Annotated in this window: 14 protein-coding genes; 2 read left to right on the top strand and 12 right to left on the bottom strand. The window is 64.0% G+C overall.

From position 1 onward, the window contains the following. Positions 1-36: 36 nt before the first annotated feature. Positions 37-288: an endonuclease domain-containing protein gene (locus ACR9ZN_RS03640; protein WP_454817790.1), complete on the top strand. Its 252-nt coding sequence runs from the start codon at positions 37-39 to the stop codon at positions 286-288. A gap of 344 nt (positions 289-632) precedes the next feature. Here the strand turns inward: ACR9ZN_RS03640 and ACR9ZN_RS03635 are convergent, their stop codons facing one another. From ACR9ZN_RS03635 to ACR9ZN_RS03620, 4 genes are all read right to left on the bottom strand, one after another. Continuing rightward, positions 633-2,456, bottom strand: a complete 1,824-nt coding sequence (locus ACR9ZN_RS03635; protein ID WP_454817792.1) for an ABC transporter ATP-binding protein — start codon at positions 2,454-2,456, stop codon at positions 633-635. 1 nt (position 2,457) lies between these two features. Beyond that, positions 2,458-3,366 (bottom strand): ABC transporter permease, encoded by a 909-nt coding sequence (locus ACR9ZN_RS03630; RefSeq protein ID WP_481271389.1) that lies wholly within the window; start codon positions 3,364-3,366, stop codon positions 2,458-2,460. A gap of 2 nt (positions 3,367-3,368) precedes the next feature. After that, a complete protein-coding gene (locus ACR9ZN_RS03625; protein ID WP_434960693.1) occupies positions 3,369-4,349 on the bottom strand; it encodes an ABC transporter permease in 981 nt (326 codons plus the stop codon). Between the two features lie 69 nt (positions 4,350-4,418). Then, on the bottom strand, positions 4,419-5,981 hold the full coding sequence (locus ACR9ZN_RS03620; RefSeq protein ID WP_481271388.1) for an ABC transporter substrate-binding protein: 1,563 nt from the start codon (positions 5,979-5,981) through the stop codon (positions 4,419-4,421). Positions 5,982-6,289: 308 nt separating this feature from the next. Here ACR9ZN_RS03620 and ACR9ZN_RS03615 point away from each other — a divergent pair, with 308 nt between their 5' ends. Continuing rightward, on the top strand, positions 6,290-7,069 hold the full coding sequence (locus ACR9ZN_RS03615) for an HAD-IIA family hydrolase (RefSeq protein WP_481271387.1): 780 nt from the start codon (positions 6,290-6,292) through the stop codon (positions 7,067-7,069). Positions 7,070-7,210: 141 nt separating this feature from the next. Here the strand turns inward: ACR9ZN_RS03615 and hpaH are convergent, their stop codons facing one another. The 8 genes from hpaH to ACR9ZN_RS03575 all read right to left on the bottom strand — a co-directional run bounded on the left by hpaH (position 7,211) and on the right by ACR9ZN_RS03575 (position 15,898). After that, positions 7,211-8,014 carry a 2-oxo-hept-4-ene-1,7-dioate hydratase gene (gene hpaH, locus ACR9ZN_RS03610; RefSeq protein WP_454817797.1) on the bottom strand — a complete coding sequence of 268 codons (804 nt, stop codon included), beginning with the start codon at positions 8,012-8,014 and terminating at the stop codon, positions 7,211-7,213. Between the two features lies 1 nt (position 8,015). Then, the gene (locus ACR9ZN_RS03605) at positions 8,016-8,888 is read right to left on the bottom strand and encodes a fumarylacetoacetate hydrolase family protein (RefSeq protein WP_481271386.1); all 873 of its coding nucleotides are present in this window, start codon (positions 8,886-8,888) and stop codon (positions 8,016-8,018) included. Between the two features lie 92 nt (positions 8,889-8,980). After that, positions 8,981-9,961: a 3,4-dihydroxyphenylacetate 2,3-dioxygenase gene (gene hpaD, locus ACR9ZN_RS03600; protein WP_481271385.1), complete on the bottom strand. Its 981-nt coding sequence runs from the start codon at positions 9,959-9,961 to the stop codon at positions 8,981-8,983. 274 nt (positions 9,962-10,235) lie between these two features. Next, positions 10,236-11,753, bottom strand: coding sequence for a 5-carboxymethyl-2-hydroxymuconate semialdehyde dehydrogenase (hpaE, locus tag ACR9ZN_RS03595; protein ID WP_481271384.1), 1,518 nt, complete (start codon positions 11,751-11,753; stop codon positions 10,236-10,238). A 40-nt stretch (positions 11,754-11,793) separates the two neighbouring features. Continuing rightward, positions 11,794-12,180 carry a 5-carboxymethyl-2-hydroxymuconate isomerase gene (locus ACR9ZN_RS03590; RefSeq protein ID WP_481271383.1) on the bottom strand — a complete coding sequence of 129 codons (387 nt, stop codon included), beginning with the start codon at positions 12,178-12,180 and terminating at the stop codon, positions 11,794-11,796. A 56-nt stretch (positions 12,181-12,236) separates the two neighbouring features. Beyond that, positions 12,237-13,247 (bottom strand): phosphotransferase enzyme family protein, encoded by a 1,011-nt coding sequence (locus ACR9ZN_RS03585; protein WP_481271382.1) that lies wholly within the window; start codon positions 13,245-13,247, stop codon positions 12,237-12,239. Between the two features lie 7 nt (positions 13,248-13,254). Further along, on the bottom strand, positions 13,255-14,538 hold the full coding sequence (locus ACR9ZN_RS03580) for an aspartate aminotransferase family protein (protein ID WP_481271381.1): 1,284 nt from the start codon (positions 14,536-14,538) through the stop codon (positions 13,255-13,257). A gap of 1 nt (position 14,539) precedes the next feature. Then, positions 14,540-15,898, bottom strand: a complete 1,359-nt coding sequence (locus tag ACR9ZN_RS03575; RefSeq protein WP_434960703.1) for an aspartate aminotransferase family protein — start codon at positions 15,896-15,898, stop codon at positions 14,540-14,542. Positions 15,899-15,905 lie beyond the last annotated feature (7 nt).

Genomic DNA, 15,905 nt, shown 5'->3' with positions numbered 1-15,905 from the left:
CTTGAATCGCGGCGGTAGCCGCTTCATGCTTTCTCCATGAATGAGCCGCGTTCCTATCGACAATCCAGCCGCAAATTCGCGCGGGAACGCCGGCGGCTGATGACCAAGTCGGAGAGCATGTTGTGGTGGGAATTGCGAGCTGGTGGCGTTGGCGTCAAGTTCCGCCGGCAGGTGCCGATAGGTCCCTATACCGTGGATTTTGCTGCCCATGAGGCCGCCCTGGTCATCGAGGTCGATGGCCGCACGCATGAGAATGAGGAAGCTGCGGCTTATGATCGAGAGCGCTAGGCCTGGCTGGAACGCCAGGGGTGGCGCGTATTGCGCCTGCCGGACGATCTGGTGATCGGATCCTTGCAGTTGGCCGTCGACCGCATCAAGGCGGCTTGTGTTCGCCTTACAAAATAGAGCGCAACCAGCCTTCTCCACGTAGTGGGGAAGGTGTCATTTCGAAGAAATGACGGATGGGGTGTGGCGGGCAGCGCGCTGAAAGCAACGCGATGGCACTACCGTCGTGCCAGCTTTCGGAGAATGGAGAGTTGCTCACCACACCCCATCCGACCCGGCTTCGCCGGGCCACCTTCCCCACTTCGTGGAGAAGGCTGGTTGCGCTTTATTCCAGACTAATCGTTCTATTATGCCGCTGCCGACTTTTCTCCCGCCTCCGCATCGAGCAAATGACAGGCGGCGAAGCTGCCCGGGCGGTGTTCTCTCAACGCGGGTGTCTCGGTGCGGCAGCGCCCGAAAGCCTTGGGGCAGCGGGAAGCGAAGCTGCAGCCGGGCGGGATGTCGATGGGGCTCGGCGGTTCGCCTTCGAGCAGATAGTCCTGCGGATCGAAAGGCTTTTCCTCCAGGGTCGGCGCAGCTGAGAGCAGGGCCTTGGTGTAGGGATGCTGCGGCTCGAAGAAGAGATCGTGATTGTCGGCGATCTCGACCATTTCGCCCAGATACATCACCGCGATGCGGGTGCACACCTTCCGGACCATGGCGAGGTCATGGGAGATGAAGACATAGGTAAGATCGTTCTTCTCCTGCAGGCTGGAGAACAGCTCAATGAGCTTGGCCTGTTCGCGCTGGTCGAGGGCGGACAGGGTTTCGTCGAGGATCAGCAGCCTGGGCGAGAGCACGAGGGCGCGGGCGATCGAGATGCGCTGGCGTTCGCCGGTGGACAAGGCATTGGGCAATTCGTCATAGAGGCGGGGCGATAGGCCGACCTCCTGCATGGCGGCGAATACGCGCTCGCGCAGTGCTTTGCCGCTATGGCTGCCGCGGATCAGCAGGCTTTCCTCGATCATCCGCCCCACCGTCGTGCGTGGGGGCAGGGCGTTGTAAGGATCCTGCAGCAGCAGCTGGAACTCGCCGCGCTTGGCGAGCAGCTCACGGGCGGAAAGGGTGCGCAGCGAGACGCCACCAAGGATGATGTCGCCCTTGTCGGGCGCTTCCAGCCAGGCGAGCAGGCGGGTCAAGGTCGACTTGCCGCAACCGGATTCGCCGACGATGCCGAAATTCTCGCGCGGCAGGATGTCGAAGCTGACGCCACGCACCGCCTGGATATGGCGATAGGTGTTGAAGGTGCCGCGCTTGCGGGCGAGATAGGTGCGATGAGCGTCAGCCACCCGCATCAGCGGCGCGTCGGCCTCGTTGCGGCGCGAGAGCGGCTGTTCGCTTGTCGACCAGATGCGTGGCACGCTGGCGATAGCGCGGCGGGTGTAGTCGTCCTGCGGCATCCGCATCAACTCGGAGAAGGGCTGCTCTTCCACCAGGCGCCCCTGGTGCAGCACGGCCGTGCGCCCGCCGAACTGGCCGAGCGTCGCCAGCGACGACGACAGGTAGATCGTCGCCATCTTGTGGCGTTGGCAGAGATCATGCAGCAGTGCCACGATCTGGGCGGCGATGGTGACGTCGAGCGGCTGGGTGATGTTGTCGGCGATCAGAACGGCCGGCTCGGCGCAGATCGCGTCGACGATCATGGCACGCTGCATCATGCCGCCGGAGAATTTGGACGGGTATTCCCAGTAGCGCTCCCTCGGGGAGGGGATGCGTACCTCGCCGAGCAGCTGGATGACACGCTCGTGGCATTCCTTCCTGCTCCAGGCCGGGCGCACACTGCGGAGCTTTTCGCAGATCTGCACGCCGACCGGCTGGGTCGGATCGAGCGAACTCTGGGGCTTGGAACCGATATAGGCGATGTCGCGGCCGACGATGAAACTGTTGCCGGCGGAATCCGTGGTGACGTCCTTTCCTGCGAACAGCACCGAGCCGCGGCGATAAGCCAGGCTCTCGGGCAGCCAGTTGGCGAGGGCACGGCTGAGCACCGTCTTGCCGGCGCCGCTCTCGCCATAGATGCCGAAGATCTCGGCGCTGTGGAGCGTGAGCGCGATGTCGTCGAGCACCGGCGCCTCGTCGCGCGGCGAGCCGACAGTGAGATGGCGGGTTTCCAGGATCGGGGAATTGTCCATCTCAGGCGCCTCCATAGATCTTGTTGCGCGCCTTTTCGAGGGCGGATCCCATCAGGTTGATCGATGTCAGCGCCAGGGCCAGGAACACGCCGGGGCTGGTGGCGATCCACCAGGCATTGATGAGATATTTGCGGCTGTCGGAAATGATCGAGCCAAAGCTCGGCGTCGGCGGCTGGATGCCGAGGCCGAGAAAGCCGAGGATCGCCTCGAAGATCATCATGCGGGCGACGTCCAGCACGGCGACGAAGGCAATCGGCGGCAGGATGTTCGGCGCGGCATAGAGCAGGAGGATGCGCCAGTCGCCGGCGCCGAGCACCCGCAGGCCGCGGACATATTCCTTGCCGCGCTCGGTGACGGCGGCGCTGCGGGCGACACGGGCATAGAGCGGCCAGCCGGACAGAGCCAGCACGATGATGATGGTGTGCACTTCGGGCTTGGTCACGCCCAGGATGGTGATGGCCAGGATGATCATCGGGATCGAGAGCTGCGCGTCGGTGATGCGCATGATGACGGTATCCCACCAGCCGCCCTTGAAGCCGGCGAGCAGGCCGAGCCCGCAGCCGATCAGGAAGACCAGCGCCACGGTGACGATACCGATCAGCAGCGAATAGCGCAGGCCGATCAGGCAGCGCAGCAGCATGTCGCGGCCGAGCTGGTCGGTGCCGAGCGGGTGGAGCCAGGTCCACTTCTCGCCCATGAACAGCGGCGGAATGAACTTGTCCTTCACCACCATCTTGGTGGCGGAGATAGAGGAGAGCTCGGGATAGATTGCCGAGACGAGGAGCAGCGCCAGGAAGACGAACAGGCCGACGCGAAAGCTCGGCATGGCCCAGGCGCTGGCCAGGATGCGCCGGCTGATCGACTGGGCCCGTTCATGGACGGGCACGGCGTCGCTGGTCACGATACTCATGCTCAGATCTCCACGCGGGGGTCGATGAGATAGGCCACGAGATCGACCAGGATGTTGATGAAGACGAAGACGGCGCTGGTGGTGATGGCGATGCCCTGGATCACTGGAAAATCGCGGCCGAGCACCGAGACCACGGTGAGATTGCCCAGGCCCGGATAGTCGAAGATGTATTCGATCACCAGCACGCCGCCGATCAGGGTGGAGAGCTGGATGCCGAGCAGGTTGACCAGGGGCACCGAGGCGTTGCGCAGGGCATGGGAATAGACGATGCGCCGGCGCGACAGGCCGCGTACGCGGGCTTCGTCGATGAAGGGCGCCTGCATCACCTCGCCCAGCGAGGTGGTCAGGGTGCGGATGATGAAGGGCGAGATCTCCACCGCCAGCACGAAGGCCGGCAGCAGCACATAGCTGAAGCCCTTGTACCCGAGTGCCGGTAGCCAATCGAGCTTCACCGACAGGAACAGGATCAGCACGATGGCGAGCCAGAAATTCGGGATGGAGACGAACAGCGACTGCACGCCGAAGGCTAGCGCATTCGGCCAGCCGTGTTGGTTGAGCCCGCCCGCGAGCCCGATCGGAAAGGAGATCAGCAACGCGAAGACCAGGGCGACACCGGCGAGCTGCAGGGTCAGCGGCAGGCGTTCGAGGATGAGGCTGGCCACCGGTGCCATCTCGGCCTTGGTCGGGTCGACATATTGCCCGCCTGCCGCGACACCGCCGCTGCGCGGCCTGATATAGGATTGGCCGAGATCGCCCTTGGCGAGGCCTACCATGTAGCGGCCATATTGCACGATGATCGGATCGCGCAGGCCCATCTTGGTGGCGACTTCTTCGACGACATTATCCGGCGCCATGCCACCCACGATCAGGCGGACCGGGTCGCCCGGAACCACGCGCAGCAGCGTGAAGATGATCAGCGACGTCAGGGCCACGATGAGCAGGCCCTGGGCGATCCGCTTGATCAGGAATTCGACAATCAGCATCGGCAACGATCCCGCACCGCCTGGAAAAAGAGGAGCCGGCCGGGGGGACCGGCTCCAGTCCCTTGCGGCTCAGGCCAGGTTTGCCTTGCTCATGTCCTGCATGCCGTTCGGGTAGATGTAGAGACCGTCGAGCTTCTTGGAGTAGGCGTGGATGAACACCGAGGTGAACAGGGCCAGCGCCGGCGCCTTGCGCGCGATGGTCGGCAGGGTTTCCGTCTGCAGGATTTTCTTGCGCTCCTCGATCGAGGCGGCGTTGCGCTCCTTGTCCAGTACCGCATCGATCTCCTTGTCGACGATGCCGGTGATGCGCTTGGAGGAGGAATGGAAATGGGTGCGGATCACCAGGTCCGGCTCGGGCGAGCCCGTGCACCAGCCGCAGTCGATCATGTTGCCTTCACCGCCGCCGGGCTTGTCGTAGAGCAGATTGCCCCAGGCCGCGACTTCCAGGGTTTGCAGGTTCACCTTGAAGCCCTGTTCCTCCAGCATGCCGGTGATCAATTCGGCATATTCCTTGGTCTTCGGATAGAAGCCGACCGAGGAGTAATAGGTCAGTTCCGGCAGGCCCTCGCCCTTGGGGAAGCCCGCCTCGGCCAGCAGGGCCTGGGCCTTGTCCGGATCATATTCGGGATAGTCGGCCACTTCGGTGTAGCCGAACTTAACAGGCGAGATATGGGCCTTGGAGAAGGTGCCGGAAACGCCGAGGACCTCGAGCACCTGCTTGCGGTCGATCGAGTGGCAGGCGGCGAGGCGGATGCGCGGATCGTCGAAGGGCTTCTTGGAGCAGCGGAAGAACAGATATTTGTTCTCCACCGAAACAGCCTTGTGGATGGCGAAACGGTCGTCCTTGGCGATGGTGTCGACCTGCTCCTGTTCCAGGCGCTCGATGATGTCGGCCTGGCCGTTGAGCAGGGACAAAGTGCGTGTCGTGGTGTCGCCGACGAAATGATATTCGACGCCGGGGATCTTGGGCGCGCCGAATATGAAATCGGTATTGGCGGCCAGGATGGTTGTGTCGCCCTTCTGGTCGACATATTTGAACGGGCCGGTGCCGTTCATGCGGGTCGAGAGCTGTGCCTTGTTGGCGATGTCCTTGGCGGCCATGATCGGCAGGAAGGACGAGAGGTAGTAATAGAGCGCAGCCGGATAGCCATAGTCCTTGGTGTTGATATGGCAGGTGTGCTCGTCGACGATGTCGACCTTGACCTGGCCCGGATACCATTGCGCCGGCCTGTCGGGCTGCGAGCCATATTCATAGGTGGCCTTGACGTCTGCCGAGGTGAAGGGCGTGCCGTCGTGAAACTTCACGCCTTTGCGCAGCTTCACTTCCAGCGTGTAGGTGTCGATCGGCTTGAGGGACTCAGCCAGTTCGAACACCAGTTCTTCCGGATTGTCGGGCTTCATCGGTGCCCGGGTGAGATAGCCGAACACGAAACCCTCGACGATGAGCTGGCCGAGATTGGTATGCGTGGTCGGGTCCCAATTGCCGGTCAGCGCCTCGGCGCCGAGGAAGCGCAGGGACCGGCCTTCGGCGGCGAAGGCCGAACTGACCAGGAAGTCGGGGTTGACGCGGCCGAAGCCGAAGGCGCCGGCTCCAGCCAGCGCGCCCAGCATAAGGTCTCTGCGGTTGATCATCTCTCGTTCCTCTGAATGGGGGCGCAGAAGTTTTTCGGGCTCGCCTTCCGATCCGACGCAGTGCCGAGCCGTCCCACCTTGTCGTTGGTGGGTGATGAAACTCTAGACCAGATGGCGCCGGAGCCTGATGCCTACAGCTCCACGATTCCATTGCTGACCCTTCTCGCGCCATGCCCAATCAAGAGGCATGGAAAACCGGACTCTGCGCGGGGTGGTTACGGGCACAGGAATGCAGGAGTTCAGGCAATGGCCGCTGTGTACCAGGCCAGCCTATGATCCCGGCCGAATCGTGTCAGGGAACCTCGTCGATGCCGTCATTCCAATCCATGAGTCTGAAGGGGATCGTTTCGGATCTCGATGGGGTGGCCTATCGTGGCGACAGCCCGATTCCCGATGCTGTCGAGGCCTTCCGGCGCTGGCATGCCGACGGCATTCCCTACGCCTTCGTCACCAACAACGCCACGAAATCGGCTGATGATTTCGCCGCTAAGCTGACGCGGATGGGCATTGTCGCCGAGCCCGGGCAGGTCTTCTGCGCGGTCTCGGCTACCGCCAGCCTGATGCGCCGGCGCTGGCCTGCGGGGGCGCGGGTCTTTGCCATCGGCGAACAGCCCTTATTCGCAGCGCTGGAGGCGGCGGGCTTCACCCCGGCGGGGGACGATGCCGAGGTCGTGGTGCTCGGCTTCGACTATCAGCTCAGCTATGCCAAGCTGAGCACGGCGGTGCGCGCGGCACTCGGCGGAGCCGCGGTGGTGGTGACCAATCCCGACATGCTGGCTCCGGTCGAGAGGGGCTTCGAGCCCTGCGTCGGCGTGCTGATGGCGGCCGTCCAGGCGGCGGTGCCGTCCTGCTGGCCGATCGTAGTGGGCAAGCCCGAGCCGCTGATGATCGAAGAGGCGCTCGGCTTTCTCGGCACGCCGCGCGAGGGGACGATCATGATCGGCGACCAGATCGCCACCGACATACTGGCCGGCAAGCGGGCGGGCATGCGTTCCGTGTTGGTCACGACCGGCGTGGTGGCTGCCGCCCGGCCGGATGTGACCCCCGATCTCGAGGTGGCGAGCCTGCTGGAGCTGTTCGGGGATTGAAATACGCAACCTGGAGGGTCGATCTCCAGATCGACCATCTTCGCCTTCAATCGCGCGCGAGGTTTCCAAGACGGTCGATCCCGCTCCATCTCTTGATGGGGCTGAGGAGATCGGCCCTCCAATCTCGGGGCATTTCTGCTCTCAGGCGAAATAGATGCTCACTGAACCATAGGGGCCGAAATCGGCGTGGATCGTGTCGCCATGCCGCGCCTCGATGGGACGGATGAAGGAGCCGGCGAGCACGATCTGTCCGGCCTCGATGCCCTGACCATACTCGGCCAGCCGGTTGGCGAGCCAGGCGATGCCTCGCGCCGGCTGGTTGAGCACACCGGCGCCGAGGCCGGTCTCCTCGACCTCGGCGTTGCGCGTGACGATGGCACCGATCCAGCGCAGATCGACCTGATCCGGTCGCATCGCTCGACCACCGGTGACGATGCCGGCATTGGCGGCGTTGTCGGAGATGGTATCGAAGATGGTGCGGGCCTTCCCGGTCTCGGGATCGACGCGAAGAATGCGTGTATCGAGGATTTCGAGGGCGGGGGTGACATAGTCGGTGGCTTCAAGCACGTCGAAGACGGTGACGCGTGGCCCCCGAAGCGGTGCCTTCATCACGAAGGCGAGTTCGGCCTCGACGCGCGGCTGGATGAAGCGGTCGGCTGGGATGGTGGCGCCGTCCTCGAACAGCATATCGTCGAACAACACGCCGGAATCGGGAATGTCGATGTTCAGCGCAGACTGCATCGCCTTGGAGGTAAGGCCGATCTTCCAGCCGATCACCCTGGCGCCGCGATCGATCTTCCTGCTCACCCAGCGGGCTTGGATCGCATAGGCGTCGGCTATGTCGATACCGGGATGCTTGAGGGAGAGGAGGCCGGTCTGGATGCGGGTGCGCTCGGCCTCGTCCAGGCTTTCCGCGGCGGCTTCGATTTCAGCTGCTGTCATCATCTCAGACCTCGTCGGCGATCGTGTTGCTGAGGGTGCCGAGACCCTCGGCGCTGACCTCGACGACGTCGCCGGGCTTGAGCCAGATCGGCGGATCGAAGCGCGCGCCGGCCCCGGTCGGCGTGCCCGTGACGATCACGTCGCCGGGAACCAGCGTGGTGAAGGTCGAGACATAGGCGATGATCCGGGTGAAGGAGAAGATCATCCGGCTGGTCCGGTCCTTCTGGCGAATCTCGCCATTGACGCAGGTCGTGAGTTCGATGTCGGCAAGCTGGGTGCTGTCCATATAGGGGACGAGCCAGGGGCCGATCGAACCGGTGCGATCGAAATTCTTGCCCTGGGTGACGTTGAACTTGGCGTGGCGCACCCAGTCGCGGATCGTGCCTTCGTTGCACAGCGACAACGCGGCGATGTGGTCGAGCGCTTCGGTCTCGGCTATGCGCCGGCCACCCTTGCCGATGACGATGACGATCTCGCCCTCATAATCGAGCTGCGGGCTTTCGGGCGGGCGGATCAGCGGCTGGCCGTGGCCGGTGAAGGAGCGCGGAAAACGGATGAAGAGGGAGGGGTTGGCCGGCGCGGCCTGGCCGTCCTTGTATTCCTCGTTGCGGTCGGGAAAGTTCACGCCCACGCAGATCAGCTTCTCCGGGGCAGGGATCGGAATTTCGAAGGTGATGTCCGAAAGGGCATAATCGGGGGTTAGCGATACTGCTTCCTCGGCGAGTTGTGCCAGGGCGCCGGCTTCGATCACCTCCCGCAAGCTCGGCCAGCGCTCGCCATGGCGCTTCGACAGGTTGATGATGCCCTCGCCCTTCGCAAGGCCGTATTTCAGGGCTCCCTGATGGGAGAAGGCGGCAAAACGGGGCCTGTCGGTCACAATCGTCTCCTTGACAGTGCAGGGCGGAGTGCATTCAGGACAGAACACGCTCCGTTTCGTTGGTTCCGGGGCAGCGATGCCCAAACTGGCGATCAGGGGGCGATGATCGGCTGGGCCTTGAGGATGGGGTCGATGATGGGCGTGTCGGCGAAGGGACTGCCATGCTCGAACCAGGATTTGGGGGCGGGGGCTCCCCACAGAGTCTGGCGCTGCGGATCCTTGAGGTCCCATTTGATCGGCTCCAGATCGGGATCGACCGTCTGGTAGTCGGAACAATAGATCTCGATGCGATGCCCGTCCGGATCGAGAATATAGAGGAAGAAGGCATTGGAGATGCCATGGCGCCCGGGACCGCGCTCGATATTGGCAACCCATCCCGACGTCGCCATCAGATCGAGCAGGTCGATGATGTTGAGGGGGGTCGGCACCCAGAAGGCGGTGTGATGCAGGCGCGGCCCGCGGCCATTGGTAAAGGCGATGTCGTGCACGCCGCCCTTGCGATGGGTCCAGGCCGCCCAGAGCCGGCCGGTTTCTTCGTCCTCGGTATATTCGGTGACGCGAAAGCCGATCTCGTTGTAGAAGGCCACGGCCTCGTCGACATTGGGCGAGAAGCAGTTGAAGTGGTCGATGCGCAGCGGCTTGACGCCACGATAGAGCGCGTATTTCTGGTGGATGGGCGGCAGGCGCTCCATCTGGGCATAGAATTCGAGCGGAATGCCCTGCGGATCGCGGGTGCGGAAGGTCCTGGCCTGGTAGGGGCGCTCGATCCATTCGACCGGCAGCTCTCTGCCTTTGAAGAAATGTGCCGCCCTGTCGAGGTCGTCCTCCGAATAGACCTTGAAACCGAGGTCGCGCGCCTCGGCGGTCTCGGCCTTTTTGAGGACGATGCAATGATGGCCGCGCTCCTCCATCGCCCTGAGATAGATGGTGTCCGATGTCTCGTCGGTCACCTGCAGGCCGAGAATGTCGACATAGAAGGCGCGCGACTTGGCCAGATCCGTCACGGCGAGTTCGACATGGCTGAGCCTGACGATGTTGAAGGGTGGATGGAGAACAGGTTGGGGTAGGGGCATCGGATCTTCCTCCCGCCCGCTCCCATCGAGGGGCGGGCTGTATTCTATGACGGCCAGGCCTGGGGCCTATTCATGAAGTACCGGTTTGAGGCGTCATCCTCAGCCCAACTTGCGCTGCAAATTGGGGCGACAGCACCACCGCAGGTGGCGGGAAGGGGATCCAGGGGCCGTAAGTTGAGCCATTGAGCCCCTGATCCCCTTCTCCTCGCCCTCTCTCGCTGCGCTCGCGAGTGGCTTGGCAGGGGATGACGGTGTATTTCTGGTGAGCGGTCAATCAGCCGCCCAGCTTCGTGATGGCGTGGGGCTTGGTCGCGAAGGCGATGTTCTTCGTCTCCATGTAGAAGTCGAAGGACCAGTCGCCGCCGTCGCGGCCGATGCCGGAATTCTTGACCCCGCCGAAGGGCGTGGGCAGGTGGCGCACATTCTCCGAATTGACCCAGATCATCCCGGCTTCGAGATGGTCGGTGAAGCGCAGGGCCCGGCCGAGGTCGGCGGTCCACAGATAGCCCGCCAGGCCGTATTGGACGTCGTTGGCCAGGGCCAGGGCTTCGTCCTCGTCGGTGAAGGGGATCGCCGTCAGCACCGGTCCGAAGATCTCTTCCTGAGCGATGCGCATACGGTTGTTGGCACCCGTAAACAAGGTCGGCGAGACATAGCATCCCCCGCCCGGTCCCTCGACCTTGGTGCCCCCCGCGGCCACCTTGGCACCTTCGGCCTGGCCGATGGCGATATAGTCGAGCACCTTCTTCTCATGCACCGGGTGGATCAGCGGCCCGACCACCGTTTCCGGATCGAGCGGATGGCCGACCTTGATCCGGCTGGCCTTCTCGGCGATCAGTGCGGTGAACCTGTCGTAGATGCTCTCCTCGACGAGCAGGCGCGAGGAGGAGGTGCAGCGCTCGCCGTTCAGCGAATAGATCATGAAGACGGCAGCGTCTGCCGCGCGTTCGAGATCGGCATCGGCGAAGACGATCACGGGGTTCTTGCCGCCCAGTTCGAAATGCACGCGCTTCAGGGTTTCGGCGCCCTGCCGCATGATCATCGCGCCGGTGCGGCTCTCGCCCACGAAGCCGATCGCCTTGATCAGGGGATGTTCGGTGAGGGCGCGGCCGGCATCCTCGCCAAAGCCATTGACGAGGTTCCACACGCCCTTGGGCAATCCGGCCTCCTCGGCGATCTCGACCAGCAGCCTTGCCGTCAGCGGCGAGAATTCGGCCGGCTTGTGCACGACGGTACAACCGGCGGCGAGGGCCGGTGCGATCTTCCAGGTCGACAGCATGAAGGGTGTGTTCCAGGGGGTGATGATGCCCACTGGTCCGATCGGCACGCGCGTGGTGACGTTGAACTGGCCCTCGGCACGCAGGGATTTGCCGTCACGGGCCTCGGGTGCCCGGTCGGCGAAGAAGCGGAAATTCTCGGCGCCGCGCAAGGCTGCCTTGGCCATGAATTTCAAGGCCTGGCCGGTATCCATGCATTCGACGAAGGCGATTTCCTCGGCGCGCGCCACGATGGCATCGGCGATCTTGTGCAGGAGCTTCTTGCGAGCCCCGCCCGGCATGGCCGCCCATTCGGCGAAAGCCGCCTTGGCCGCCTTGGCGGCGCGATCGACATCGGCGCCCGAGCCGCGCGCCACGCGGGCCAGCGACTTCAGATCGATCGGCGAGATCGTCTCGAAGGTCGCGCCATCGGCTGCTGCGACGTCTTCGCCGCCAATGCGGTTGGGCACGACCATGCCCTTGAAACGAGCCAGATAGGCTTCGGCCTTGGCCAGGTTTTCCTGCAGTGTCGACATGAATGGATCTCTCGGTGATCGGGGGCGGCCGTCGCGCAGGCTATTTGCCGCGAAGGCGCGGATGGATGGCATTGCGCTTCCAGCTCAGCTCCGGGTCGATTTCCCGGATCTCCAGCGAAAGCGCGAAATGAGGGGTTGCGAACAAGGCAGCGAGCACCTCGCCCGCCGCGGCGAACAGGGCCTCGCCCGTACGCTTCTTTTCATCGGCACTGCGGCCGTGGCCGATGCGGAAGTTGAGGTCGACGAAGCCGTTCTCGGGCAGGCGGTCGGCTATGGTGAAATGGTCCGCCTTCAAGGCCCGAACGCGAATGGCGCCGAGCTCGAAGAGCCCCGTGGCCAGAATGGCGGCGTGCAGCCGGTCGCAGAGCGCGCCGATCTCGACGCGCCCTTCGAGATTGCCGGAATATTCCACGGTGAGGTGCGGCATGGCCTTGGCGTTTCCCGATCTATTTAATTAACATGTTAATAAAATTGTGAACCGTGTCAAGGGTCGATTTGCACAGTCTCGGCCAGTTGAAAGCTTTCTTTCAGATAACGCGACAGGCGTTCGGCGGCGTCGGGGGTCTCAGGCCGTTGCGCCAGCCAGCCGATATAGGTCAGGCTCCGCAAGAGGAGGAAGAGCGGCAGGGCCGCCAGCGCCTCCTCGCTGAGGCCGCGGCGGCTGCGATAGCCGGCGACCAGCGCCTGCTCGATGGCCGGATAAGCCGGCTCGCGCCGGTTCTTCAGCAGCGCCGTGGCAAGGTCGAACAGGCGGTAGCCGTGGCCGCAATCGTCGAAATCGATGAAGGCCACGCCGCCATTGGTCATGAAGACGTTCTCGCGCACGAGGTCGGCATGGATGAGGCCGTAGTCGAGGCAAGGGGCGTGGCTGTCGAGGGCCTGGCGGAGCCTGATCCGCAGCTTGGCAAGAGCTTCGCTTTCCCGTGGCGAAAGGCCCGGACAATCCCAGAACCGTCCCCAGAGCGGCTGCTCGCCCACCAGCCCTTCGATATCCCAGGCTGGCCGATGGAAACCGGATGGCCGCTGCCAGCCATCGGCGAGATCGTGCATGGTGGCCATGGCCTGGCCGATCCTAAAGAAAAGCTCGGCCTGTTTTTCCGGTGGCTGCGCCAGGGGCATTCCCGTTTGGCCGAGCGGCACGCCGTCGATCCAGCTGACGATGTCGGCATGTTGGGCAGCAAAACGGTGAGTGGCTGGCAGTGTGACCAGGGGGTGCCCATCCTCGGACGGAATGGTGGCGGGTACCGCCAGGCCGCCCTGCCGCAGGGCCGTCATCCAGGCCAATTCCGATTGCAGTGCTGCCTCGTCGTGATAGCCCGCCCGGTGCAGCCGCAAAGCCGCCGGCCGGCCATCGGCGAGGACGACACGGAAAACCGCATTCTCCCGATATTTGAGGAGTTGCGGCTGCTGGGCCGGCGCCGGCCAATGCTGCAGCGCTTCGCTGGCTCGCTCAAACAGCGTGTTCTTCAGTTCTTGCGCCGGATCGCCCATCATCACCGCCTCACAGACCCGACAGCACATCGTCGAGGGTCGACAGCATCAGATCGGCATGTTCCTTGGAGAACGGCATGGGCGGGCGGATCTTGGTGGCGCATTGATGCACGCCGATCTTGCCCATCAGCACGCCGCGCTCCCGCATGGCGTTGACGATGCGGGTGGCGAGATCGGGAGCCGGTGCCCTGGTCGAGCGATCCAGTACGAATTCGGTGCCCATGAACAGGCCGCTGCCGCGGATGTCGCCGATGAGGGCATGCTTGCCTGCGAGACGCTCGAAGCCGGCGCGCGCATGGGCACCGACGGTGCTAGCGTTCTCGATCAGCCTTTCTTCCTCGATCACGTCGAGCACCGCCATCGCCGCGGCGCAGGAAACAGGATTGCCGCCGAAGGTGTTGAAGTAGCGGAAGGCCTTGCGGAAGGTGTTCAGCGTATCGATGTTGGCGACCACGCCGCCGACCGGATGGCCATTGGCCATGGGCTTGCCCAAAGTGACGATATCGGGAAGGAAGCCGGCGCGCTGGTGGCCCCACATATGGCTGCCCGTTCGGCCGAAGCCGGGCTGGACCTCGTCGGCGATGACGAGTCCGCCGGCCTTGCGCACGGCTGAGACCGTCCGGTCCAGAAAGCCCCGGGGCAGATCGGGAAAGCCTTCATTGGCGAAGAAGGGATCGATGATCAGGGCGGAAAAGCCGTGCGGGCTCGCCTCCAGCGAGGCGATCGCCTCCTCGATCTTGGTGGCGAAGGCCACCGCGAAAGCCTCGCCCGGTACGCCGCCCAGCGGACGGTAGCTGTCCGGCGCTGGCACGTGGCGGACATGGCCACCGAAGCCGCCGACAGGCGGCATGCGGGTGGAGAGCTGCGATACCGCCGCGGTATTGCCGTGATAGGTGTGGTCGGTGGCAATCACCCCGATCCGGCCGGTCATTGCCTGCGCCATGCGCAAAGCGACGTCATTGGCCTCGCTGCCGGTACAGGTGAGGATCGCCGCGTTCAGGTTGGTGTCGAAGGTCGCGGTCAGGCGTTCGACATAGTCGAGGATTTCCTCATGCAGATAGCGTGTATGCGTGTTGAGCGTCGAAGCCTGGCGCGTGATCGCCTCGACCACGCGCGGGTGGCAATGGCCGACATGCGGCACGTTGTTGTAGCAGTCGAGATAGCGCCGGCCCTCATCATCCCAGAGCCAGACGCCTTCGCCGCGCACCAGATGCACCGGCTCCTGGTAGAACAGCGACATGTTGCGCCCGAGCAGCCTTTCGCGGCGCGCGAGCAGAGCGGCATTGCCGGCCATCTCAGCGTCCTCCCGCCGCGGCCAGCCCGGCATCGAGGGCGGCAACGATGCGCGCGACGTCCTCGGCGCTGATCACCAGCGGCGGCGAGATGATGACATTGGCGCCGGAGGTGCGCACCAGCACGCCGGCCTCATAGGCGACGTCCTGCACCTTCTGCACCACATCCTTGGCGGCCGGCGTCTTCTTGGCGCGGTCGCCGACCAGTTCGAGCGCCCACATCAGGCCGATGCCGCGCACGTCACCAACCAGTTCGTGCCTGGCCTTGAGGTTTTCGAGCCCTTGGCCCAGTTCCGCGCCGCGGGCGGCGGCGTTGGCGGCGACGTCGAGCCGGCGAATTTCCTTCAGCGTGGCGATCGCCGCCGCCGCGCCGATGGGGTGGCCGGAATAGGTGTAGCCATGGCTGATGGTAGCGAGCGTGTTCTTGTTGCTCTCGAAGGCCTGAGCGATCGTCTCCGAGATCATCGCCACGCCGAAGGGGAAATAGCCGTTGGTGATCGCCTTGGCTGTGGACATCAAATCGGGCTTGATGCCCCACAGGCGCGAGCCGGTCCAGGCGCCGGTGCGGCCGAAGGCCGTGATCACCTCGTCGGCGATCAGGAGAATGCCGTGCCGGTCGCAGATCTCGCGCATCAGCGGCAGGAAGTTCTCATGCGGCACGATGATGCCGCCGGAGCCGAGCACGGGCTCGAGGATCAGGGCAGCGATGGTATCGGCGCCCTGGAAGGCGATTTCCTCTTCGAACAGCCGGCCGATCGCCGCCGTGATCTCGGCGCCATCGCTGGTCCCGAACGGATTACGGTAGGGCCAAGGTGCCGGCAGGTGGTATACGCCCGGCAACAAAGGCTCGTAGTTGCGGCGGAAATGCTGGTTGCCGTTGACGGAGGCGCCGCCGAAATGGGTGCCGTGATAGCCCTTCTTCAGCGCGATGAACTTGGTACGCTCGGGCTGGCCGCTGACCCGGTGATATTGCCGCGCCAGACGCAGGCAGGTTTCCACCGAATCCGAACCGCCGGAGGTGAAGAAGGCGCGGCTGAGTCCGTCCGGCTTAAACCACTCCGCCAGCTCATAGGCGAGCTCGATCGAGGGCGCGTTGGTGGTGCCCCGGAAGGTCGAGTAATAGGGCAGTTCGTCGAGTTGGTCCTTGATCGCCTGTTTGATCGGGTCGCAGGAATAGCCCAGATTGACGTTCCAGAGGCCACCGACGCCGTCCAGCACCGTCTTGCCGTGGATATCGGTGATCTCGACGCCCCTGGCCGAGGTGATGATGCGCGGCGGATTGGCCTGCATGTCGGCCGGATGCGCCATCGGATGCCAGAGCTGGCGTGCATTGTTCTCGATCAGGAAATTGGTCTCACGCATCGTTCAT

The sequence above is a fragment of the Labrys sp. HAY1-8F genome, assembly GCF_056754975.1.
Note: the sequence above shows the minus strand (reverse complement) of the source record. Positions and strands in the feature narration are given on the sequence as shown.